This is a genomic window from Nocardia sp. NPDC127579, from assembly GCF_042672005.1.
Classification (GTDB): Bacteria; Actinomycetota; Actinomycetes; order Mycobacteriales; family Mycobacteriaceae; genus Nocardia.
The window spans coordinates 218848-239989 of record NZ_JBHXVZ010000001.1 but is presented as its reverse complement, the minus strand read 5'-3'; the positions used below and the strand labels follow the sequence as shown (position 1 = coordinate 239989).

Annotated in this window: 22 protein-coding genes; 12 read left to right on the top strand and 10 right to left on the bottom strand. The window is 67.7% G+C overall.

Features of this window, described 5'->3' with window-relative positions; genetic code table 11:
* Positions 1 to 10 precede the first annotated feature (10 nt).
* From trpS to ACFVMC_RS01195, 5 genes are all read left to right on the top strand, one after another.
* Entirely contained in the window at positions 11 to 1042 is a 1032-nt protein-coding gene (gene trpS, locus ACFVMC_RS01215; RefSeq protein ID WP_379205786.1) for a tryptophan--tRNA ligase, read from the top strand.
* Between the two features lie 43 nt (positions 1043 to 1085).
* Positions 1086 to 2096 (top strand): inner membrane protein YhjD, encoded by a 1011-nt coding sequence (gene yhjD / locus ACFVMC_RS01210; protein WP_379205785.1) that lies wholly within the window; start codon positions 1086 to 1088, stop codon positions 2094 to 2096.
* Positions 2097 to 2243: 147 nt separating this feature from the next.
* Positions 2244 to 2705, top strand: coding sequence for a YbaB/EbfC family nucleoid-associated protein (locus ACFVMC_RS01205; protein WP_379205784.1), 462 nt, complete (start codon positions 2244 to 2246; stop codon positions 2703 to 2705).
* Complete coding sequence (locus tag ACFVMC_RS01200) at positions 2695 to 3036, top strand: WXG100 family type VII secretion target (protein ID WP_379205783.1); 342 nt, start codon at positions 2695 to 2697, stop codon at positions 3034 to 3036. Before ACFVMC_RS01205 ends, ACFVMC_RS01200 begins: the two co-directional genes overlap by 11 nt.
* A gap of 5 nt (positions 3037 to 3041) precedes the next feature.
* Positions 3042 to 3995, top strand: a complete 954-nt coding sequence (locus tag ACFVMC_RS01195; RefSeq protein ID WP_379205782.1) for a hypothetical protein — start codon at positions 3042 to 3044, stop codon at positions 3993 to 3995.
* A gap of 13 nt (positions 3996 to 4008) precedes the next feature.
* Here ACFVMC_RS01195 and ACFVMC_RS01190 read toward each other — a convergent pair whose 3' ends face one another.
* Together ACFVMC_RS01190 and ACFVMC_RS01185 are read right to left on the bottom strand one after the other, a co-directional pair.
* Complete coding sequence (locus ACFVMC_RS01190; protein WP_379205781.1) at positions 4009 to 4653, bottom strand: hypothetical protein; 645 nt, start codon at positions 4651 to 4653, stop codon at positions 4009 to 4011.
* Positions 4654 to 4825: 172 nt separating this feature from the next.
* The gene (locus tag ACFVMC_RS01185) at positions 4826 to 6097 is read right to left on the bottom strand and encodes a serine hydrolase (RefSeq protein ID WP_379205780.1); all 1272 of its coding nucleotides are present in this window, start codon (positions 6095 to 6097) and stop codon (positions 4826 to 4828) included.
* Between the two features lie 147 nt (positions 6098 to 6244).
* Between ACFVMC_RS01185 and ACFVMC_RS01180 the strand changes: the two genes are divergently transcribed.
* Positions 6245 to 7765, top strand: coding sequence for an MFS transporter (locus tag ACFVMC_RS01180; RefSeq protein WP_379205779.1), 1521 nt, complete (start codon positions 6245 to 6247; stop codon positions 7763 to 7765).
* The gene (locus ACFVMC_RS01175) at positions 7755 to 8354 is read left to right on the top strand and encodes a TetR family transcriptional regulator (RefSeq protein WP_379205778.1); all 600 of its coding nucleotides are present in this window, start codon (positions 7755 to 7757) and stop codon (positions 8352 to 8354) included. Before ACFVMC_RS01180 ends, ACFVMC_RS01175 begins: the two co-directional genes overlap by 11 nt.
* Here the strand turns inward: ACFVMC_RS01175 and ACFVMC_RS01170 are convergent.
* On the bottom strand, positions 8351 to 9265 hold the full coding sequence (locus tag ACFVMC_RS01170) for an alpha/beta fold hydrolase (RefSeq protein WP_379205777.1): 915 nt from the start codon (positions 9263 to 9265) through the stop codon (positions 8351 to 8353). The two genes, ACFVMC_RS01175 and ACFVMC_RS01170, sit on opposite strands and share 4 nt — an antisense overlap.
* Before the next feature lie 53 nt (positions 9266 to 9318).
* On the bottom strand, positions 9319 to 10002 hold the full coding sequence (locus ACFVMC_RS01165) for a RadC family protein (RefSeq protein WP_379205776.1): 684 nt from the start codon (positions 10000 to 10002) through the stop codon (positions 9319 to 9321).
* Between the two features lie 152 nt (positions 10003 to 10154).
* Between ACFVMC_RS01165 and ACFVMC_RS01160 the strand changes: the two genes are divergently transcribed.
* Positions 10155 to 11678, top strand: a complete 1524-nt coding sequence (locus ACFVMC_RS01160; RefSeq protein WP_379205775.1) for an alpha/beta hydrolase — start codon at positions 10155 to 10157, stop codon at positions 11676 to 11678.
* A gap of 4 nt (positions 11679 to 11682) precedes the next feature.
* Here the strand turns inward: ACFVMC_RS01160 and ACFVMC_RS01155 are convergent, their stop codons facing one another.
* Positions 11683 to 11889: a type II toxin-antitoxin system VapB family antitoxin gene (locus ACFVMC_RS01155; protein WP_379205774.1), complete on the bottom strand. Its 207-nt coding sequence runs from the start codon at positions 11887 to 11889 to the stop codon at positions 11683 to 11685.
* A 303-nt stretch (positions 11890 to 12192) separates the two neighbouring features.
* Between ACFVMC_RS01155 and ACFVMC_RS01150 the strand changes: the two genes are divergently transcribed.
* The gene (locus ACFVMC_RS01150; protein WP_379205773.1) at positions 12193 to 13092 is read left to right on the top strand and encodes a phenylalanine 4-monooxygenase; all 900 of its coding nucleotides are present in this window, start codon (positions 12193 to 12195) and stop codon (positions 13090 to 13092) included.
* Positions 13093 to 13150: 58 nt separating this feature from the next.
* Here the strand turns inward: ACFVMC_RS01150 and ACFVMC_RS01145 are convergent, their stop codons facing one another.
* The 4 genes from ACFVMC_RS01145 to sdhC all read right to left on the bottom strand — a co-directional run bounded on the left by ACFVMC_RS01145 (position 13151) and on the right by sdhC (position 16610).
* Complete coding sequence (locus ACFVMC_RS01145) at positions 13151 to 13921, bottom strand: succinate dehydrogenase iron-sulfur subunit (protein WP_379205772.1); 771 nt, start codon at positions 13919 to 13921, stop codon at positions 13151 to 13153.
* Positions 13921 to 15672, bottom strand: a complete 1752-nt coding sequence (gene sdhA / locus ACFVMC_RS01140; RefSeq protein ID WP_379207749.1) for a succinate dehydrogenase flavoprotein subunit — start codon at positions 15670 to 15672, stop codon at positions 13921 to 13923. Before sdhA ends, ACFVMC_RS01145 begins: the two co-directional genes overlap by 1 nt.
* 30 nt (positions 15673 to 15702) lie before the next feature.
* A complete protein-coding gene (locus ACFVMC_RS01135) occupies positions 15703 to 16134 on the bottom strand; it encodes a succinate dehydrogenase hydrophobic membrane anchor subunit (protein ID WP_379205771.1) in 432 nt (143 codons plus the stop codon).
* A 74-nt stretch (positions 16135 to 16208) separates the two neighbouring features.
* Positions 16209 to 16610 carry a succinate dehydrogenase, cytochrome b556 subunit gene (gene sdhC / locus ACFVMC_RS01130; RefSeq protein WP_379205770.1) on the bottom strand — a complete coding sequence of 134 codons (402 nt, stop codon included), beginning with the start codon at positions 16608 to 16610 and terminating at the stop codon, positions 16209 to 16211.
* Between the two features lie 292 nt (positions 16611 to 16902).
* Between sdhC and ACFVMC_RS01125 the strand changes: the two genes are divergently transcribed.
* The 3 genes from ACFVMC_RS01125 (at position 16903) to ACFVMC_RS01115 (ending at position 19806) form a co-directional block, all read left to right on the top strand.
* Positions 16903 to 17304 (top strand): cytidine deaminase, encoded by a 402-nt coding sequence (locus ACFVMC_RS01125; RefSeq protein ID WP_379207748.1) that lies wholly within the window; start codon positions 16903 to 16905, stop codon positions 17302 to 17304.
* A gap of 30 nt (positions 17305 to 17334) precedes the next feature.
* Entirely contained in the window at positions 17335 to 18624 is a 1290-nt protein-coding gene (locus tag ACFVMC_RS01120; protein ID WP_379205769.1) for a thymidine phosphorylase, read from the top strand.
* A gap of 84 nt (positions 18625 to 18708) precedes the next feature.
* Complete coding sequence (locus tag ACFVMC_RS01115; protein ID WP_379205768.1) at positions 18709 to 19806, top strand: adenosine deaminase; 1098 nt, start codon at positions 18709 to 18711, stop codon at positions 19804 to 19806.
* Between the two features lie 61 nt (positions 19807 to 19867).
* On the opposite strand, the gene ACFVMC_RS01110 is transcribed toward ACFVMC_RS01115, so the two are convergent.
* Entirely contained in the window at positions 19868 to 21133 is a 1266-nt protein-coding gene (locus ACFVMC_RS01110; RefSeq protein ID WP_379205767.1) for a primosomal protein, read from the bottom strand.
* Positions 21134 to 21142: the final 9 nt, after the last annotated feature.

Genomic DNA, 21142 nt, shown 5'->3' with positions numbered 1-21142 from the left:
GATCGCGGGTATGTCCAGTCCTGCACAGGCCCCGGCCGCTGAACGCAAGCAGCGCGTGCTCTCCGGGATCCAGCCCACCAGCGAGTCCTTCCACCTCGGCAACTACCTTGGCGCGCTGCAGTACTGGGTGACCTTGCAGGACGATTACGACGCCCTCTACTTCATCCCCGACCTGCACGCCATCACCGTGGCGCAGGATCCGAAGACGTTGCGGGCACGGACCAAGGCCGCCGCCGCCCAGCTGCTCGCGCTCGGTATCGACCCGACGAAGTCGACGCTGTTCGTGCAGAGTCAGGTGCCCGAGCACGCCGAACTGAGCTGGGTGCTGTCCTGCATCACCGGTTTCGGTGAAGCCAGCCGGATGACCCAGTTCAAGGACAAGTCCGCCAAGCAGGGCGCCGAGAACACGACCGTCGGCCTGTTCACCTACCCGGTGCTGATGGCCGCCGACATCCTGCTCTACCGTCCGCAGCAGGTGCCCGTCGGCGAGGATCAGCGCCAGCATCTGGAACTCACCCGTAACCTGGCGCAGCGCTTCAATACCCGCTTCAAGAAGACCTTCGTCGTGCCCGAGCCGCATATCGTCAAGGGCACCGCGAAGATCTACGACTTGCAGGACCCCACCTCGAAGATGAGCAAGTCGGCGTCCTCCGACGCCGGCCTGATCAACCTGCTCGACGATCCGAAGATCACCGCCAAGAAGATCAAGTCGGCGGTCACCGACACCGAACGCGAGATCCGCCACGACCCGGAAACCAAGCCGGGCGTCAGTAATCTGCTGGTGATCCAGAGTTCGCTGACCGGGACCCCGATCGTCACGCTGGAGCAGGACTACGCGGGCAAGGGGTACGGCGACCTGAAATCCGATGTCGCCGACGCGCTGGTGGAATTTGTCACGCCGCTGCGGGCGAAGGTGGAAGAGTACTTGGCGGATCAGGGCGAACTCGACCGCATCCTCGCCGCCGGTGCCGAGCGGGCGCGGGAGATCGCCGGCAACACTCTCGCGCAGGTCTACGAGCGGGTCGGGTTCCTGACCCGCTAGCTCGCGACAGCACCTGCCGCGTGCGACAGGCGGAGGCGGACTGGTGCTCGAGACTCTCAAAGCCGGTATCGAACAGCGCATTCAGGCCCGCCCGTGGCTGGACCACCTGGTCCGCGCGGGCGGGCGCTACACCCGGCAGCGCGGCGACTACTACGCCGCCGGGATCACCTACTTCACTGTGCTGTCCCTGTTTCCGCTGCTGATGGTGGCCTTCGCGATCGTCGGGTTCGTGTTGAGCAGTCACCCGGATCTGCTCGTCGAGATTCAGCAGAAGATCGTCGACGCGATTCCCGGTGAACTCGGCGGGCAGGTCAATCAGCTGATCGATCAGGCCATCGACGCGCGCGGCACGGTCGGCGTGCTGGGTTTGCTGGGCGCGCTGTACGCGGGGCTCGGCTGGATGGCGAATTTGCGGGCCGCGCTGACCGAGCAGTGGGAACAGCCTGTCCGGGAAGCGAATTGGTTCACGAGCAAGCTCTCCGATCTCGGCGGGCTGGTCGGGTTGGCGCTGGCGTTCCTGGTGTCGCTCGGACTGTCCGCGCTGTCGTCGAGCACGCTCGGCGCACGCCTGCTGAACGCGGTGGGGCTGTCGCATGTTCCGGGTGCGCGGTTCGTCCTGATCGTGGTATCGGCCCTGGTCGCGCTGCTGGCCACCTGGGCGGTCATGGCCTGGATCATCGCGCGTCTGCCCCGCGAACCGGTCTCGCTGGCCAGTGCCGCCAAGGCCGGACTGCTCGCCGCCGTCGCCTTCGAACTCTTCAAATACGTGGCGTCGTTCTACCTGCAGATGGTGCTGCGCACGCCGGCCGGCGCCACCTTCGGTTCCATCATCGGCCTCATGGTGTTCAGCTACATCACCTACCGTATTGTCCTGTTCGCCACCGCCTGGGCCGCCGAAGCCAGCGAATCCGCCCGCCCCGCGCCCCACCCCACACCCCCGGCCATCATCCGCCCCCGCGTCGTCACCCCGCCCTTCCCCAAGATGACCGCCGTCGTTCTTTTCACTGCGGGTGCACTCACCACCACCTTGGTATCCGCCCTCCGCCGCCGCTGATCTATCCGAACTCGACGGAACCGAGATCGCACTTGTAGCGTCCAATAACTAACGGGACAATTTGCGATCTGAGGATTCGGTGTGAGTTCATACGAGCAGGACCGGTTACAAGCCCGCGCCGCGGCGCTGCAGGGGCAGGTCGACACCATGCTTTCCACCTACGAGCAGCAGATGCGGGATATCGGCAAGGCGCGGGATGCGCTGGCGACCGCGACGGCTGAGGGCTGGTCGGATGACAGTCTGGTCCGGGTCACCACGAATTCGGCGGGCGTGCCGATCGATGTCTGGGTCGATTCGGGCGCTTTCCGGCGGTCAGCCCCGGAGAAGTTGGCAAAGTCGTTCCTGCAGGCGGCTCAGTTTGCCGCGCGTGCAGCGAAATCCGAGATCGAAGCCGTGCTCGGTCCGGTCACTGCCGCGGCCGCGGACTTCGCTCCGCAGGAGTATGTGTTCGAGGATTTGCCGTTCATGGGCCAACCCATCGGGGACATCCTGCCGCCCCCGCCGGAACCCGAGGTCGGCCATGCGCCGAGTGTAACCGAGCCCGTGCCGTTGCTCGATGAGGACGAAGGGCCGCACTGGAAGGGTTTGGGATCGAACAATGGCTGGTAACGACGACTTCAAGATCAATCCCGAGCAGGTCAAGGCGCAGGCGCCCAAGCTCGCCGAGTTGGCAACCGATCTATCCACTGGGCTGTCCGCGTTGAGGTCCGGGCTGGACAGCATCGGAAATGCCTGGGGCGATGATGAATTCGGCCAGCGGTTCGCCGCCAACTACACCTCGAAGGCTGCCGACGCGCTCAGCGCGATCGAGGGTGCGGTGCAGATGTTCCAGTTCTTGGAAAAGGGCGTCGATACCACGGGGAAGACGTTCGAGAATCTAGACGAGGAATTCCAGAGCGCAATCACGAAGATCACCAGCAAGATCGACGACAAGGACTGACCGGGGTGGGAATCGAAATACCCGATGCGCTGAAACCCGTTGCTTCGCTGGTCGTTTATCAGTGGCCGGAGACCGACGAAACCAGCCTCTGGGAAGCGGCGGATAAGTGGGACGAGATGGCGTCCCTGATAGGGCAGGTCAACGACTATGGCGGCGATGTCGTCAAAGTCGTGCTCGCGAACACCCAGGGCGAGACCCACGACAGTATCGAGCAGTTCTGGAACAAAGCCGGTGGGGACGACGGAGCTCTCGCGGACCTACAGGAATTCTGCGAGAACTTGGCGACGGCGTTGCGGATCATGGCCGCGCTCGTGCTTGCGGTCAAGCTCTTCATCATCTCGATGCTGGTCTATCTGGTTGTGCAATTGGCGATCGCGGCGGCGGCCGCGATTCCCTCCGGCGGTACCAGCGCCGCTGCCGGCGCCGCGGTGCAGGTCTCGGTGCGAACCATGATTACCCAAGCATTGAAGAAGCTGCTGGAAAACATCACCAAGTGGACCATCATCAAGGGCGCGGTATTCGGCGCGGGTGTTGGGTTCGGCAAGGAGTTCGGCTTCCAGAGCCTGGAGAAGTTTCTCGGCGTGCGTGATGGCTACGACTGGGGGGAGCTCGCATCCGATTCCGTTCGCGGCGCGGTCGTCGGTGCCATTGCGGCTCCAGTCCAGCAAATGCTGAAGAACCAGGGATTGGGAAATCTCCCTGGTGACAACATCGGTTGGAAGGTCGGTGACACTTTCGGACCGACCGCCATGATTGCGAAGACGATCGGAAACAAAGTCGTCGGTACGGTCTGGGAAGACGAAGGGATCGCTGAACGTTCGAAGGAGGTGGGGACCAAGGTGATTCGTAAGGAGATCGTCGAGGAATTGACCGAGCAGTCGAATCAGGCCCAGCCCAACTCGCAAAAGCCGTCGACTGCGGATCAGGGGTCGAGTCTGGATCTACCGGTGCAGAAGTAGGTGTTCGAGACGGTCACCGGCCGCGGGGCGGGAACTGCTGTGGTGGGTACCGGTGCTGTGGTGGGTACTGCTGTTGCAGGTACCGGTGCTGTGGTGAGTAGTGCTGCGGTGGATGCTGATTCGGCGGCGGGTACTGCGGCTGCGGGGGTGCGGGAGGTTGCTGGCCGGTGCGACCGGTCCGTCGGAGCGCTGTGACGTCGCGGCGCCGGACAACGGAGGTGTTGTCCGATTCGTCTTCGGCATCGGGCACGTCTTGAAGGACGATTACGGCAACGATGGTGACCAGTCCACGTACGAAGAACATGCCCAGGAGCTGGCCGAGCCGGACCCGGCCGCCGGTGTCGCGGCGGATCAGCACCAGGCCGAACAGGGCTTTACCGATGGTGCCGTGCAGGATTCGCTGGACGACGACCCGGTTGGTGAACGATGCCGTGAGGTAGGCGAGCACTGTCGCGCCGATCGCGAGCAGCGTTCCCCGGTCGTCGAGTTGGAGAAAGACCGCGAACGCGACGGCGAGATGCAGCGCTACGTCGGCAAGGTAGGCGAAGACCTTGCGCAGCTCGCGCGGCGACGGGTAGCGCGGGTCGCGGTCGTCACCGTGGTAGCGAGGTTGCGGGTCGGGGTCGCGGACGCGCTGGGCCCACTCTCGGAAGCTCACACCGGTCAGCATGGCACAGCGGGAAGTGTTTGTGCTCGAGCGGAATTCGATGGAACCGGAAGGGCGCAGGGTGCGTCCAATCCTGTGACGCCGCGCTTCGAGGTTGGTCGGAGTCGTCGGCGTCTGGAGGCGGTCGGTGTCCGGAGCAGGGTGGACACCGACCGCGCGGGGGTCAGCGGCGGCGGCTGGTCAGCCGATGCACGTAGAGCACCAGGGCCAGCACCGCGAGGATGCCCGCGGCCAGCAGGACGGTGCGCAGACCGGAACCGCCGGAGTCGCCCTCGGGGGCGGCCTCGTGCTTCGGAGGCGGAGAGGCCAGCGCCGCGGTGGGGTCGGGCGCGTGGCCGTTGCGGCTGGGCAGGTCGCCGACCTCGGCGGTGCGGGGGAGTGCGAAGGCGTAGTCGAGCAGGCGCGCGGCCTGCTGCCAGGGCCGGATCGGCTTCACCTCGCCCGCGAGCAGGGTGATGCACAGGCGGCGACCGTCGCGTTCGGCGGCGGCGACGAAGGTGTGCCGGGAGTCGTCGGTGAAGCCGGTCTTGCCGCCGATCGCGCCCTCGTAGTTGTAGAGCAGGTGGTTGTCGTTGGCGATGACGAAACCGGGATGGTCCTGGTCGTCCGGGATCTCGGGATCCTTGGGGTAGCCCGGGAAGTCGACCTGCTCGGTGTGGACGAGTTCGGCGAACAGCGGGATGGTCATGGCTTCGCGGAAGGCGGCGGCCAGGTCGTAGGCGGAGGTGCTCATGCCGGGGCCGTCGAGGCCGGACGGGGTGGCGACGCGGGTGTCGAGCAGGTACAGCGATTTCGCGAGCTCGTTCATCTTCGCCACCGCGCCGTCGTCACCGCCGAGCTGCGCGGCGATGGCGTGCGCGGCGTCGTTGCCGGAGGCCATGATCAGGGCCTGCATGAGCTGGCGGTTGGTGTAGCGGCCGCCCGGCCCGATACCGACGCGGGTTCCGTCGACATTCGCGTCGGCCTGGGTGCCGGTGACCACGGTGTCCAGATTCAGGGTGCGCAGCGCGACGATCGCGAGCAGCACCTTGATGGTGCTGGCGGGGCGGTAGCGGCCGTGCGGGTCCTTGGCGGCGAGGACCGCTCCGGTGTCCAGGTCGGACACCAGCCAGGCGGTCGACGAGATGTCCTGTGGGACAGCGGGAGCGCCGTTCGGCAGCACCAGACCGCATTCCGCGAGCCGGGTGCCGCCGACCGCGGGGGTCGGGACCGCGAGCGGTGTGGGCGTGGTCGAGCCCGGCGCGGGCACCTCCGAGGAGTCGACCGCCGCGGGCGGCGTCGTCTGCTGTGGGCAGCGGTCGGTATCGGGTGTGGTGAACGGTGTGCTCGTCACCGAGCTCGGCGGCGCCGGCTGCGCGACAGCTGCGCCGCTGCCGGCGAGGACGGCGGCGCCGACACACAGCGCGGTGAGGAGAGAGGTGCCCTGGATCTTCATCGGTAGCGAGCCTAACGGCCCGAGCGTGCGTGGGCCTGTGCTGCGCGGTGGCTTCCGGCGCGCCACAGCCGCATCCGGAGATATTGACATGAACTCCAAAATGGTGGTTACTATCAAAATAAAGTAGCTTTCATTTCTGGAGGGGTAATGGAACCCGCAACCACCCGGCGCTGGCTCGCCCTGGGCGCCCTGGCCTTCGCCATGCTCGTCATCGGCCTCGACATCACCGTGCTGACCATCGCGCTGCCCACACTCGCGCTCGACCTGAACGCGAATACCGCTGCGCTGCAATGGTTCAGCACCTCCTACACCCTGGCCCTGGCCGCCGTCATGCTGCCCGCGGGCGCGCTCGGCGACCGCTACGGCCGCAAGAAGCTCCTGTTCGGCGCGCTCCTGCTGTTCGGCGCGGCCTCGCTCGCGTGCGCCTTCGCCACGACCTCCGGTCAGCTGATCGCCGCCCGCGTGGTGCTCGGCATCGCCGCCGCGGCCATGACGCCACTATCGCTCGCGGTACTGCCGATCCTGTTCCCGGACAAGGATCAGCGCGCCCGCGCCATGACCATCTGGGTGACCGCCACCGCCCTCGGCCTGCCGCTGGGCCCGGTGCTCGGCGGCTGGCTGATCGACAACTTCTGGTGGGGGTCGGTGTTCTTGATCAACGTGCCGATCGCGGTCCTGGCCGCGGTCGCGGTCGCGCTGCTGGTCCCGGAATCCCGCAATCCGATCCGCCGCCGCATCGACCTCGCCGGGGTGGTGCTGTCGATGACCGGAATGTCCGCGCTCACCTACGGATTCATCCGCCTCGGCGAGGTCGGCTGGGACGACGGTCGCGGCTGGCTGCTGCTCGCCGCCGGTGTGCTGCTGCTGGCGGTCTTCCTGATCTGGCAGCGGCGCAGCCGGTCCGCGCTCATCGACCTGGCCCTGTTCGCCGGGCCCGGCTTCCGCTGGGGCACGGTGTTCACCGTGCTGATCACCTTCGCCATGTTCGGCATGTTCTTCACGGTGCCGCAGTACTTCCGGGCGGTGCTCGGCGTCGACGCGCTGGGCAGTGGTCTGCGCCTGCTCCCGATGATCGGCGGATTGATCCTCGGCGCGCGGATCAGCGATCGGCTGCTGCCGAAAGCCGGTGCGCGCGTGGTACTCCCGCTGGGGCTGGTGGTGCTGGCGCTCGGGCTCGGCCAGGGTGCGCTCACCGGGGTGGACAGCCCGTACTGGTTCACCGCCTGCTGGATCACCGTGGTCGGCGCGGGCATGGGGCTGGCCATGCCGGTCGGCTTGTCCGTCGCCGTCGACGACCTCGAGGTCGACCGCGCGGGCGTCGGTTCGGCACTGCTGCAGGCACTGCGCCAGGCCGCGGGCACCATTGGCGTCGCCCTGCTCGGCACCGTGCTGGCCACCCGCTATCGCGGCGAACTCGGCGCACTGGACCGCGCGCCGTTCGATGACGGTGTGAGCAGCGGTGTGGCGGCCGCCGCCGGTGACGCCGCGACCCTCGACGCGGTGCGGTCGGCGTTCGTCAGCGGTATGAGCCTGATGCTGTGGCTATGCACGGCCATCTGCGTGGTCGCGGCGCCGCTGGCGCTGTGGGTGCTGCCGCGGCGGTCGAGTCGGGCCGACGATGCGACCCGTGACGCACCCGATGCGTCAGAATCGACGTATGTCGGTTGAACCAGGCGAGACCCCCGCGGCGCCGGGCCTGCGCGAACGCAAGAAGGAGCGCACCCGGCGCACCATCCGCACGGAGGCCTTCCGCCTGTTCCGCGAGCAGGGCTACAGCGAGACCACCATCGAGCAGATCGCGGCGGCCGCCGAGGTATCGCCGAGCACCTTCTTCCGCTACTTTCCGAGCAAGGAGCAGTTGGTCGTCGCCGACGATCTCGACCCGCCGATGCTCGCGGAATTCCGCGCTCAGCCGCCGGAGGTCAGCCCGTTCCTGGCCCTGCGGAACGCGATCGACATCGTCTACGCCACGCTGTCTCCCGAGGAGATCGCGTTCGAGCAGGAACGCCAGGCCCTGCTCTATCACGTGCCCGAGCTGCGCCCGGCCATCGGCATGGAACTCGAGCGCGGCATCGACATGATCGCCGGGATGCTCGCCGAACGCACCGGGCGCTCGGTCGACGATTTCGAGATCCGGGTGGCCGCCGGTGCGCTGGCCGGCGCCGGTCTGGCCGTGGCCATGACCACTCCGGTCAACGACGAGAACGTCGGGCGTGCACTGGAATTCCTGGACCGGGGGATGCCGCTGGACGGCTAGCCGCGGGCGCTGACCTCCCGGATCGCTCGCACGATCTCCTCGGGTGCGTCCAGGTGCACGGTACTGTGCCGGGCGATGGGGAGCTCCCGGTATTCACCGTGGGAGACCGACTCGGCAAGTGCGGTGTACATCCGGTGTTTGCTCACGGAAAGTTCGCGCGCGGCCTGTTTGGAGAAGCCGCCGCGCTGCCCGGGATCACTGGCCAGCGCACCCAGCGCGATCACCGGAACATCCGGAAAGGGGCCGCCCGCACGCAGTTCCGTGGCCAGAGCGGGCAGGCTGCGGCGCTCCCGGGCGCCACTGACCATCCAGGCCGGCCGCACGTGACCTGCCACCAGGGCGGTGCGCACCTCCGGCGGCCACGCGGCGAACATCTTGCGGTAGAACGGTTTCGACAGCGTGCGGATCAGGGTGGTCTGGACGCGGCCGGGCAGCGCGGTGGGTGTCCGGTCCAGATGCAGGGTTTCGGGCATGTAGTCGTCCCAGTCCTCGTGGAAGGACTCCACGGCGACCAGGCCCGCCAAGTCATCGGGGAAGAGCTGGGCGAAACGGCGGGCATACGCTCCGCCCAGCCCGTGCGCCACCAGCACATACGGCCCGGGGACGGCGGCTACGCGCAGCAGCGCGTGTAATTCGGTGGCGACCTCGGCGGCGGTGCGCGGCAGGGTAATCGGATCGCTCCAGCCGGTGCCGCCGCGGTCGTAGAGCACCGAGCAGGCGAATTCGGCGACTTGTTCGTGGATTCGGAGGTAATCCAGCCCGACCGCGCCGGCGGCGGGAAGGAACACCACTGCGGGACCGCCGCTGCCGGAACTGTGCAGGAACAACCGCCGGTCCGCGAGGTCGACGCGCTGCCCGATCGGTGGGGCGCCCACCGGGCCGAGCTCACGTGAACCCTCGGGTTGTTTCATGACCACCTCTCCTGTCGGCCTGGGCGCAGCAGCAGTCTACGGACGCGGGTCGCTCAATCGGCCACCCGCAGCAGCGGCGCCGCGCACGCCCACTGCTCGCCGGCGAGCACGACATGGTCGAGAAAGCGCAGGCCGACGGTGTTCGCGGCATCGATCAGCAGCGCGGTGGCCCGGCGATCGTCCAGGCTGGGGGACGGGTCGCCGGAGGGATGGTTGTGCACCATGGCAAAGGCCCGGCCGTCGTGCCGCAGCACCGTGTTCAGGATCTCGCGGACCGGGACGGCCACCTGATCGATGGCGCCCTCGGCGACGAAAACGCTGCGCCGCAACCGATTCTGGGCGTCGCAGACCAGCACCAGCAGCCGCTCCACCCGGGCTCCCGCGAACAGCGGCCGGGCCGCGTTCGCCACATCGGACGCGCTCTCGAGCTGGACCGCGGTGTCGACACTGTGCCGGACCCGCGCGCCGAGGTGGAAGGCCGCGATGATGGTGGCCGCCTTGGCCGGGCCGATGCCGGTGCGCCGAGCCAGTTCCTCCGGCCGCGCGGCCGCCAGCCCGCCGACCCCGCCGTGCTCGGCCAGCAGCTCGGCCGCCAGTTCGAGCACGCTCGCCCCGCGCCGCCCCTGCCCCAGCAGCAGCGCGAGCAACTCGCCGTCGGTGAGCGCGTGTGGGCCGAGCTCGAGCAGGCGCTCGCGTGGCCGCTGCCGGAACGGCAGATTCGCAATCGGCACCGACATCGCAAACCCCCTCGCGTAGTGGACGACCCGAATGATGCCAGGCTCCACCGACATCCCCGGGCCCGGCGAACCAACGGTCCGGCGGGGCCTTCCGATTGCGCCGCGCGAGCCGTCGGGCAGACTGAGCACAGCCGGATCTGAGGGATAAGCGAATGTTGAAACGCCGCAAGGCAATCGTCGTCGCGGCCGCACTGCTCGCCGCCGCCTGCACCAGCGCGCCCGTCGCCGAACCGCCGAAGCCGACGCTGGACCGTTTCTATCAGCAGCAGCTGACCTGGGGTTCCTGCGCCGACTTCGCGGGCGCCGAGGCCGCCATCAAGGCCGGGATGGAATGCACCCGGATGCTGGTACCCATCGACTACGGCCGGCCCGACGGCGATACCGCCCGGATCGCGTTGTCGCGCCAGCGCTCCCGGGGCGCCAAGATCGGGTCGCTGGTCACCAATCCCGGCGGTCCCGGCGGTCCCGGCCTCGAGATGCCGGCCGTGCTGGCCGACAGCCCGCTGGCCGACCGTTTCGACGTGATCGGCATGGACGTGCGCGGCCTCGGCGCCTCGCTGCCCCGCCTGGACTGCCGCAGCAGCGAACAGCTGGCGGTCGAGCGGCAACTACTCGGCTTCAGCCACGCCTGGGGGGAGATCGATCAGGTCGAGGAGGAGAACGAGGGCTTCGTCAACTCCTGCGTGCAGCGCTCCGGTGTGAACCTGCTCGCCCACATCGGCACGGTCGATGTCGCCCGCGATATCGACGTGCTGCGCGCGGTGCTCGGCGACGAGAAGCTCACCTATTTCGGCGTCTCCTACGGCACCCGGATCGGCTCCACCTACGCCGAGATGTTCCCGACCCGGGTGCGGGCCATGGTGCTCGACGGCGCCATCGACCCGGCGCTCAACATCGCCGACCCGGTCATCGACGGCGCGGCGTTCCAGCAGGCCTTCGACGCTTATGCGGCGGATTGCACCAAAGCGCCGGACTGTCCGCTCGGCACCGATCCGGCGCGCACCACCGAGGCGTTCCACGGGCTGACCCGCCCGCTGCTGGCGCCCGAGGTGTTCGCCGATCCTTCGAAGCTCACCTACTTCGATGTGCTGCCCATAGTGATCAATTCGCTGTACCACCCGCGCTTCTGGCCCGACCTGACCCGATTGCTGACGGCCGTCAAGACCGGCGCCTCGTTCGCCATCGCGGAGGGCGCGCTCCAACTCGGCGGTGAGACCGGCGATTTCGTGCACAAGGCGGTGCTGTGCCTGGAGGAGGTCCGGGTGACCGACCGGGTGACCGCGACCGACCTGGAGCGCCGCTACCGGGCCGCCGGGCCGATCTTCGATTCAGGCGAGGCCGTCGACCAGATTCCGCTGGACGCCTGCGCCTTCTGGCCGGTGCCGCCGAATACCCAGCCGCATCGGCTGCAAGCGCCCGGGTTGCCGAAAACCGTGGTGGTGGCGACCACCGGCGACCCGGCCACGCACTATCAAGGTGGGGTGAATCTCGCCCGGGCGCTCGGCGGATCGCTGATCACCTACGAGGGGGTGCAGCACGGCGCGGTGTTCGACGGTGTGCCCTGCGTCGACGAGCCGGTGATGCGATATCTCAACGAGCTGGTCGTACCGGGCGATCTCCGCTGTACCAAGCCGGTGGCGCAGCAACCCGCCGAGGCGCCGAAACCCGCCGGATAGCGCGCTAGCCGTCGACCATGGCGCCGGTGTCCAGGGCCGGCAGCGGGCACAGGGCCGCCGAGGCGATGCGCTCCAGGGTGTGCAGCTGTCGTTCGTGCACCACGATGCGGCGCAGGGCCTCGTTGATGGTGGCGTCGGTGGCGTCGGTGCCCATGATGGCGGCCGCCGCGGCCAGCAGCTTGTGGTCGAGATCGATTCGTACGGTGCGCATGCTGTCCTCCTTCGTTGTGGCTTCGCCACAGGACTGATCGTCATCTTCCGGCATGGGCCCGCTCATACGCGGCAAATCGGTCGGTGAAGGTTGCGAAGGTGTCGGGAGCACCCTCGGTGCGGTCACCGCGCACACGCTACGCAGTGACCGGCCCGCGGCTGGCAAACGCGTTGTCGCGGATCTGTTCGGCTCGCGGCCGGGTACCCGCCGGTAATCCCGTCGGATCGAGAACGGAACTAGGCAGATTGCGCAGCTGGACGGGCTGTCGTTGTCGCGGCGGTCGGGCGGTGCTTGCATCGAGGTATGTTCACCGAAGCTCAGCTGTACTCGCCCGTGACCCGCAGCGGCGACGGCGATGTGACGGTGCATCTCAGCGACGAGCACCCCGGTGTCGGCGATCCCGACTACCGCGCCCGCCGCAACGCCATCGCGGAGTTGGCGCTCGAGTACGCACCCGGCCGGCCGTTGCCCAGCATCGCCTACACCGAGGAAGAACAACAGGTGTGGCGCACGGTTTCCTACGAGCTCGCGCGCAAGCACGAGACGTACGCGTGCCAGGAGGTGCTCGACGCGGCCGCCCGGCTGGATCTGCCCGGCGACCACATTCCGCAATTGGCCGAAGTGTCCGAGAAACTGTTCCCGCTCAGCGGTTTTCGCTATGTGCCCGCCGCCGGGCTGGTGCCGCTGCGCGAATTCTTCGGCTCCTTCGCCGACCGGGTCTTCCACTCCACCCAGTACATCCGCCACCATTCCGCGCCGCTCTACACCCCCGAACCCGACGCCATTCACGAGATCATCGGGCACGCCAATCAGATCGCCAGCCCGCGTTTCGCAGCGATCTATCAGACCGTCGGTGAGGCCGTCGCCCGCTTGAGCACCGACCGCGCCCTCAAATTCCTCGCCGATGTCTTCTGGTTCTCGCTGGAATTCGGTGTGGTCCGCGAACGCGGCGAAGTCCGCTGCTATGGCGCGGGCCTGCTCTCCTCTTTCGGCGAGATCACCGAATTCCGCGACGCCGACCTCCGCCCGCTCGACGTCGTGGCCATGGGCACCGCCACCTACGACATCACCCACTACCAGCCGATTCTCTACTGCGCGGAATCGATCTCGGAGATCGAAGACGTCGTCGGCGCCTTCTTCGCCACCATGGACGACGACACCCCGCTCCGCGCCACCCACGCCAAAACCGCCGGAGCGCAGTAGCTTTCGACGACGAAGGCCGCCCGCTGCCGAAGCAGGGGCGGCCTTCGTGGTGCGAGGTCTAGCGCGTGAAGAGCAGGGCGCGCTTGACTTCCTGAATGGCCTTCGTGACCTCGATGCCGCGGGGGCAGGCGTCGGTGCAGTTGAAGGTGGTGCGGCAGCGCCAGACGCCTTCGACGTCGTTGAGGATGTCGAGGCGCTCGCGGGCGCCCTCGTCACGGCTGTCGAAGATGAAGCGGTGCGCGTTCACGATCGCGGCCGGGCCGAAGTAGCTGCCGTCGCTCCAGTACACCGGGCAGGAGGTGGTGCAGCAGGCGCACAGGATGCACTTGGTGGTGTCGTCGAACCGGGCGCGATCGGCCTGGCTCTGAATGCGCTCGCGGGTGGGCTCGTTACCGGAGGTCATCAGGTACGGCTTCACCGCGCGGAACGCGTCGAAGAACGGCTCCATGTTCACCACGAGGTCCTTCTCCACGGGCAGGCCGCGGATCGGTTCGACCGAGATGGTGAGCGGTTTGCCGTTCTTGGGCAGCATGTCCTTCATCAGGACCTTGCAGGCCAGCCGGTTCACACCGTTGATCCGCATCGCGTCGGAACCACACACGCCGTGCGCGCAGGACCGGCGGAAGGTGAGCGTGCCGTCCAGGTAGGACTTGATGTAGATCAGCACGTTCAGGAAGCGGTCGGTCGGCAGGACCGGCACCTGGAACGACTCCCAGTGCGCGCCCTGGCCGTCCTCCGGGTTGAACCGCGCCACCTTGACGGTGACCATGACCGAGCCCTCGGGAACCGGAGCGGGCTTCTGCGTGGTGGGTTCCGCTACAGCAGTCATCAGTACTTACGCTCCATCGGCTCGTAACGGGTCTGCACCACCGGCTTGTAGTCCAGCCGGATGTCGGAGATCAGTTCCGGACCGGTCTTGTAGGCCATGGTGTGGCGCATGTAGTTGGTGTCGTCGCGGTCCGGGTAGTCCTCGCGGGCGTGGCCGCCACGCGATTCCTTGCGGTTGAGCGCGCCGACCACGGTGACCTCGGCCAGCTCCAGCAGGAAGCCCAGCTCCACGGCCTCGAGCAGATCGCTGTTGTAGCGCTTGCCCTTGTCCTGCACCGTGATCCGCGTGTAGCGCTCCTTCAGTGCGTGGATATCGGTCAGGGCCTGCTTGAGGGTGTCCTCGGTGCGGAACACGGCGGCGTTCATGTCCATCGTGTACTGCAGTTCGGTCCGGATGTCGGCGACACGCTCGTTGCCGTGGTCGGACAGGATCAGCGCCAGCCAGTCCTGCACCATCCGCGCCGGGGTCTCCGGCATCTCGACGAACTCGGTGCGCTGCGCGTACTCCGCGGCGGCGATGCCCGCGCGGCGGCCGAACACGTTGATGTCGAGCAGCGAGTTGGTGCCGAGACGGTTGGAGCCGTGCACCGACACACACGCGCACTCGCCGGCGGCGTACAGGCCCGGCACCACGTCGGTGTTGTTGCGCAGCACCTCGCCGCGGATCCGGGTCGGGATGCCGCCCATGACGTAGTGGCAGGTCGGCATGACCGGCACCAGTTCGTGCACCGGGTCGACACCCAGGTAGGTGCGGGCGAACTCGGTGATGTCGGGCAGCTTCTCCTCGAGCACGTCCTCGCCGAGGTGGGTCACGTCGATGTAGACGTAGTCCTTGTTCGGCCCGGCGCCACGGCCTTCGAGCACCTCGAGCACCATCGAGCGGGCGACGATGTCGCGCGGCGCGAGGTCCTTGATGGTGGGGGCGTAGCGCTCCATGAAGCGTTCGCCGGAGGCGTTGCGCAGGATGCCGCCCTCGCCGCGGACCGCCTCGGAGATGAGGATGCCCAGGCCCGCGAGGCCCGTCGGATGGAACTGGTGGAACTCCATGTCCTCCAGGGGCAGACCCTTGCGGAAGACGATGGCCATGCCGTCACCGGTCAGGGTGTGGGCATTGGAGGTGGTCTTGTACATGCGGCCCGAGCCGCCGGTGGCGAACACGATCGACTTCGCGTGGAAGACGTGGATGTCGCCGGTGGCCAGCTCGTAGGCGACCACACCGGTGGCGACGGGGCCGCGGTCGGTGTCGGTCATGACCAGGTCGAGCACGTAGAACTCGTTGAAGAACTCCACGTCGTGCTTGACGCAGTTCTGGTACAGCGTCTGCAGGATCATGTGACCGGTGCGGTCGGCGGCGTAACAGGCGCGCCGGACGGGGGCCTTGCCGTGATCGCGGGTGTGGCCGCCGAAGCGCCGCTGGTCGATCTTGCCTTCGGGGGTCCGGTTGAACGGCAGGCCCATCTTCTCCAGGTCCATCACCGCGTCGATGGCCTCCTTGGCCATGATCTCGGCGGCGTCCTGGTCGACGAGGTAGTCACCACCCTTGACGGTGTCGAAGGTGTGCCATTCCCAGTTGTCTTCTTCGACGTTCGCCAGCGCGGCGCACATGCCGCCCTGGGCCGCGCCGGTGTGGCTGCGGGTCGGGTACAGCTTGGTCAGCACGGCGGTGCGCGCCCGGGGCCCGGCCTCGATCGCCGCGCGCATGCCGGCGCCACCGGCGCCGACGATCACGACGTCGTAGCGATGCTCCTGAATCCGCGATTCACTCACGAGGGGTGCCTGTTCCTAACTGATGTTGGGGTCGAAGGTGAAGATGACGTAGGTGCCGACGCCCATGACCAGGATCATGGAGACGGCCAGCGCGGTCTTCAGCCAGAAGCGGGTGGAGTCCTTGCGCGAGTAGTCGTCGATGACGGTGCGCAGGCCGTTGCCGCCATGCAGCTGGGCCAGCCACAGCATGGTGAGGTCCCAGATCTGCCAGAACGGGGAGGACCAGCGGCCCGCCACGAAGGCGAAGTTGAGGCGCTTCACGCCACCGTCGAGCAGCAGCATGATCGCCATGTGGCCGAGGACCAGCACGATCAGCAGCAGGCCGGAGAAGCGCATGAACAGCCACGCGTACTTCTCGAAGTTGTTGTTGGAGCGGGCGCGCGGCGTGCGCGGCAGGTCCAGGCTCGCAGGGCGGTCGTAGGACTTCCCAAGGACAGGTGCGCTCATGCCTCCACCTCGCTGGCGCTCGGTTCCGGCATGACCGCACTTGCGGCTGAATTGCTGATTCGCAGGCTCATGTATCAGTGCTCCGTGAACAGGTAGAAGAACATGCGGCCGATGGCGGGCACGGCCAGCACGGCCCACACCGCGAGGATGACCCAGAGCATCTTGGTCTGGTACCGGGGGCCCTTGGACCAGAAGTCGACCAGGATCACGCGAACGCCGTTGAGCGCGTGGAACAGCACGCAGACGACCAGACCCATCTCCATCAGCGCGACGAGCGGGTTCTTGTAGGTCGCGATGGCCTGGTCGTAGGTGTTGGGGTCGACCCGGACCAGTGCGGTGTCCAAGACGTGCACGAAGAGGAAGAAGAAGATGGTGACACCGGTGATCCGGTGCAGCGCCCAGGACCACATACCCGGGTCGCCTCGATACAGCGTGAACTTCCGCTTCGGCGGAGCCGGAGCTTCTATCGTGGTCATAGAGTGCGGTGCCTCCAACGTCGTTGATGGACCCGGTCGCAGGCCCTGTTTCCGACTGCGGGAGGGAGCGAATGCCCAGGTGGCCGCGCTTTGTTCCTGAAGCGCGGACCCGCCGCCGGGAACCTGAACCGATCTGTTGTGGACTCTAATCCCCTACTAATGCCGGAACTAATTCGGCGTGCCGTGCGTTGCGCTACATTGGGCCGAGTTAGGTTTACCTCATTCACTGCGTTTCGGGGTGCGCCGCGGTTGCGTCGTGGGTGTCTCCGGTGCGGTAAACGGAAGGTGTCCCGTGCCGGAAATCGACTGGAATGTGCTGCGTGACAATGCAATCCGAGTCATGCGCAATGCCTATGCGCCGTATTCACGGTATCCGGTCGGCGCCGCCGCTCTCACCGCGGACGGCCGAATTGTGAGCGGTTGCAATGTGGAAAATGTCTCATATGGATTGGGCCTGTGTGCCGAATGTGTACTCATCGGTAACCTCCATTCCGGGGGTGGGGGACGGCTGCTTGCCGTCTCGGTCGCCGATTCTCGCGGCGAAATCCTGATGCCCTGCGGCCGCTGCCGTCAGCTCCTGCACGAACACGGCGGCGGAGGTCTGCTGGTCGATCATCGGGCGGGTCCACGCCCGCTCGCCACGCTGCTGCCCGACGCGTTCGGCCCCGAGGATCTCGACGCCGGACAGCTCTGACCGGCCGTCGCGCGTGCGAGACTGGCGAATGTGACGGCACTGGACGCGGTTTCGATCATTACGGCCAAGCGGGACGGCGGCGAGCTGTCGGACGCGCAGATCGACTGGGTGGTGGACGGCTTCACCACCGGCAAAGTCGCCGACGAGCAGATGAGCGCGCTGGCGATGGCGATCCTGCTGCGCGGGATGAGCAGGCGGGAGACGGCGCGCTGGACGGCCGCGATGATCGCCTCCGGCAGCCGCATGGACTTCACCGGCCTGTCCCGGCCGACGGTGGACAAGCATTCGACCGGCGGGGTGGGGGACAAGATCACCCTGCCGCTGGCGCCGCTGGTGGCGGCGTGCGGTGCCGCGGTGCCGCAGCTCTCGGGCCGCGGGCTCGGCCACACCGGCGGCACGCTGGACAAGCTGGAGTCGATTCCGGGCTGGCGGGCCGAGGTGCCGATCGCCCGGATGCGCGAGATCCTGGCCGATCCGGCGATCGGCGCGGTGGTGTGCGCGGCGGGCGCGGACCTGGCCCCGGCCGACAAACGCCTCTACGCGCTGCGGGACGTCACCGGGACCGTCGAGTCCATCCCGCTGATCGCCAGCTCGATCATGAGCAAGAAGATCGCCGAGGGCACCGCGTCGCTGGTGCTCGACGTCAAGGTCGGCGCGGGCGCGTTCATGAAGTCGATCGACGATGCCCGTGAATTGGCGACCGCCATGGTCGAACTGGGCGCCGACTCCGGTGTCCGCACGGTGGCCCTGCTGACCGCCATGGACACCCCGCTGGGGGACACCGCGGGCAACGCCCTCGAGGTCGCCGAATCGGTGCGGGTGCTGGCGGGCGGCGGCCCGGCCGACATCGTCGAGCTCACAGTGGCGCTGGCGCGGGAGATGGTGCGCCTGGCCGGGCTCGACGTGGATCCGGCCGAGGTGCTGGCCGACGGTCGCGCCATGGACCACTGGCGGGCCATGGTGCGCGCGCAGGGCGGCGACCCGGATGCCGCGCTGCCGGTAGCCCGGCACACCGAAACCGTGCGGGCGCCGCACACCGGTGTGCTCACCCGGCTGGACGCGATGGGCGTCGGCCTGGCGGCCTGGCGGCTCGGCGCGGGCCGGGCCCGCCAGGGCGACCCGGTCCAGTTCGGCGCGGGCGTCGAAATGCACGCCAAGCCGGGCGATTCCGTCACCGCCGGGCAACCGCTGCTCACCCTGCACACCGATACACCCGAGGCGTTCCCCGGCGCGCTCGCGGCGCTGGGCTCGGCGTTCGACATCGGCGTCGCGGACCAATGGTCCGCGCCGCCACTGCTGCTCGGCCGGATCGCCCGCTGACGAGAGCCGGATCACAGTCGGCGCCGCGGTGCGAGCTCGCCCAACCGAGGTGCCGCGGCGCGGATCTGGGGCTAGCGTGGGTTCATGACAGGACCGATGCCTTTGACCCTTGCCTCGATCCGCCAAGCTCCCAAGGCGCTGCTGCACGATCACCTCGACGGTGGTCTGCGGCCCGCGACCGTGCTGGAGCTCGCCGCCGATTGCGGTTACGACCAACTACCCGCCGATGATGCCGCCACCCTGGGCAATTGGTTCCGCGACGCCGCCGACAGCGGTTCCCTGGAGCGATATCTGGAAACCTTCGACCACACCGTCGCGGTCATGCAGACGCCGGAGGGCCTGCGCCGCGTCGCCCGCGAATGCGCGCAGGATCTCGCCGCCGACGGCGTCGTCTACGCGGAGGTGCGCTTCGCACCCGAACAGCATCTGCAACAGGGACTGAGCCTGGACGAGGTGGTCGAGCACACCCTCGCCGGTTTCCGGGAGGGCGAGCGGCTCGCGGCCGCCGAGGGCCACCCGATCGTGGTGACCTGTCTGCTCACCGCGATGCGGCACGCGGCCCGCTCCCGCGAGATCGCCGAACTCACCGTCCGGTGGCGTGATCGCGGCGTCGGCGGATTCGACATCGCCGGCGCCGAGGCCGGGTTCCCACCCAGCCGGCACCTCGATGCCTTCGAGTACATGCGAGCCAACAGCGCGCACTTCACCATTCACGCGGGCGAGGCGTTCGGCTTGCCCTCGATTCACGAGGCGCTGGCATTCTGCGGCTGCGACCGGCTCGGCCACGGTGTCCGGATCACCGACGACATCGAGGTGCCCGGCGCGATCGCGGACGCGAAGCTGGGCCTGGTCGCCAACTATGTGCGTGACCAACGGATTCCGCTGGAGCTGTGCCCGTCGTCGAACGTGCAGACCGGCGCGGTTCCGTCGCTGGACAAGCACCCGTTCGACCTGCTGGCGCAGCTGCGGTTCCGGGTCACCGTCAACACCGACAATCGCTTGATGAGCGATACCAGCATGAGTCAGGAGATGCTGAAGCTGGTGCAGACCTTCGGCTACGGCTGGTCGGATCTGGAGCGCTTCACCATCAACGCGATGAAGTCGGCGTTCATCCCGTTCCCGGAGCGGCTGCGCATCATCGACGACATCATCAAGCCCGGCTACGCCGTGCTGCTCGGCTGATCGAACGGAAAAGACCCCGGCCCGCGGCGGAAACCGCTGCGGGCCGGGGTCTTTCACCGTGCTACTTGTGCTGGTCGAGCCGCGCCTCGAAATTGCGCTCCAGTTCCCGCCAGGCCTGCGATTCCGCGCCGAACGGCGGATTCGGGGCCATCCGGCTCGGATCCGGGTTCAGCAGATAGGACACATACCAGCCCAGCGGTGTGGACACCGCCAGCGCCTGCTCGACCGCGTCGTCGTCGGCGTAATCGGAGGCGTCGGTGAACAATTCGACCGCCAGCTCCAGCTGCTCGAAATCCACCGCGTCCGGGCCCTCGGCCAGATCCTCGGTCAGACCGGGCAGCACGTAGACGTTCTCGTCGGTCACCTCGACCTCGAGCGAACCGTCCACCGCCGCCGTCTGCACCTCGGTGTAGGTGCTGACCTGGGCCAGGTCGTGTTCGTGATCGTCGGCCAGGTAACGCGCCAGCGCCCGCTCGGAACCGAACACCGTGATGGTGCCGTCCTTGCCGAGGAAGATCGGTTCGTCGTCGAGGTAGCAGCGCAGCGTGAAGTGCGTGCCCTCGGAGGTGATGATCTTGACCGGGTCGATGCCGACCTCGTGCCAGAACGAATCGTCCTCGTCGTCCTCGGATTCGTCGTCCTCGTCGTCCTTCTTCAGGTCGACGGTTTCGAACTCCTCTTCCTCGTCGCTGTCGGCCGCGTCGTCGGCGTCGACGACGTTCTCCTCGGCGGCCAGCAACTCGGCCTCGGCGACGGCCACGGCGGCCTTGTCCACCTCGGGGGTGGACACCACCGAATCGACGGCGTCGAGCACGTCGTCCCAGTCCTTGATGATGGCGGCGCCGATCTGATCCCAGATCTCCTCGCCCTCACGGTCCTCGAAGAACCGTGCGCCCGCGGCGAGCGCACCGAGCGAGGGATGCGAACCGAAGAACTTGGTGACCACCTGGAGCTCGCACACCTCGCCGATATTGCGCACCATCGACAGGGTCTCCTCGAGCTCGGCGACGGTGTCCACGTCGGGATCACCGGCCGCCAGCTCCGGCACCGCGACCAGATCGTAGGAGTGGGCGTCCTCGGGCTCCAGTTCCGCCGCCGACAGACCCGCGACGACCTTCCACGCGGGATGGTCGACGAGGTCGTTGTCGGAGTCGGTCCGGATGAACGCGGCCAGCTCCGCGACGGACTCGAAACCATAGAGCGAATCCTCGTGTCCGAGGAACGCCTCCCACTCGTCGTCACCGTCTCGCCAGCGCGGTGCCCACAGTGTGACGAGATCGCCGTCGGTCAGGCCGAGCTCGATCGGGACGATGTCTCCAGAAGCCATGAGCGGAAG

What these genes read in the sequence shown, in the direction of transcription:
- ACFVMC_RS01155 (WP_379205774.1), bottom strand. Translation starts at nt 11,889, where the DNA reads ATGCGCACCGTACGAATCGATCTCGACCACAAGCTGCTGGCCGCGGCG.
- ACFVMC_RS01175 (WP_379205778.1), top strand. Translation starts at nt 7,755, where the DNA reads ATGTCGGTTGAACCAGGCGAGACCCCCGCGGCGCCGGGCCTGCGCGAA.
- ACFVMC_RS01135 (WP_379205771.1), bottom strand. Translation starts at nt 16,134, where the DNA reads ATGAGCGCACCTGTCCTTGGGAAGTCCTACGACCGCCCTGCGAGCCTG.
- ACFVMC_RS01145 (WP_379205772.1), bottom strand. Translation starts at nt 13,921, where the DNA reads ATGACTGCTGTAGCGGAACCCACCACGCAGAAGCCCGCTCCGGTTCCC.
- ACFVMC_RS01150 (WP_379205773.1), top strand. Translation starts at nt 12,193, where the DNA reads ATGTTCACCGAAGCTCAGCTGTACTCGCCCGTGACCCGCAGCGGCGAC.
- ACFVMC_RS01205 (WP_379205784.1), top strand. Translation starts at nt 2,244, where the DNA reads ATGCTTTCCACCTACGAGCAGCAGATGCGGGATATCGGCAAGGCGCGG.
- ACFVMC_RS01160 (WP_379205775.1), top strand. Translation starts at nt 10,155, where the DNA reads ATGTTGAAACGCCGCAAGGCAATCGTCGTCGCGGCCGCACTGCTCGCC.
- ACFVMC_RS01200 (WP_379205783.1), top strand. Translation starts at nt 2,695, where the DNA reads ATGGCTGGTAACGACGACTTCAAGATCAATCCCGAGCAGGTCAAGGCG.
- ACFVMC_RS01165 (WP_379205776.1), bottom strand. Translation starts at nt 10,002, where the DNA reads ATGTCGGTGCCGATTGCGAATCTGCCGTTCCGGCAGCGGCCACGCGAG.
- ACFVMC_RS01180 (WP_379205779.1), top strand. Translation starts at nt 6,245, where the DNA reads ATGGAACCCGCAACCACCCGGCGCTGGCTCGCCCTGGGCGCCCTGGCC.
- ACFVMC_RS01170 (WP_379205777.1), bottom strand. Translation starts at nt 9,265, where the DNA reads ATGAAACAACCCGAGGGTTCACGTGAGCTCGGCCCGGTGGGCGCCCCA.
- ACFVMC_RS01115 (WP_379205768.1), top strand. Translation starts at nt 18,709, where the DNA reads ATGACAGGACCGATGCCTTTGACCCTTGCCTCGATCCGCCAAGCTCCC.
- trpS (WP_379205786.1), top strand. Translation starts at nt 11, where the DNA reads ATGTCCAGTCCTGCACAGGCCCCGGCCGCTGAACGCAAGCAGCGCGTG.
- ACFVMC_RS01185 (WP_379205780.1), bottom strand. Translation starts at nt 6,097, where the DNA reads ATGAAGATCCAGGGCACCTCTCTCCTCACCGCGCTGTGTGTCGGCGCC.
- ACFVMC_RS01110 (WP_379205767.1), bottom strand. Translation starts at nt 21,133, where the DNA reads ATGGCTTCTGGAGACATCGTCCCGATCGAGCTCGGCCTGACCGACGGC.
- sdhC (WP_379205770.1), bottom strand. Translation starts at nt 16,610, where the DNA reads ATGACCACGATAGAAGCTCCGGCTCCGCCGAAGCGGAAGTTCACGCTG.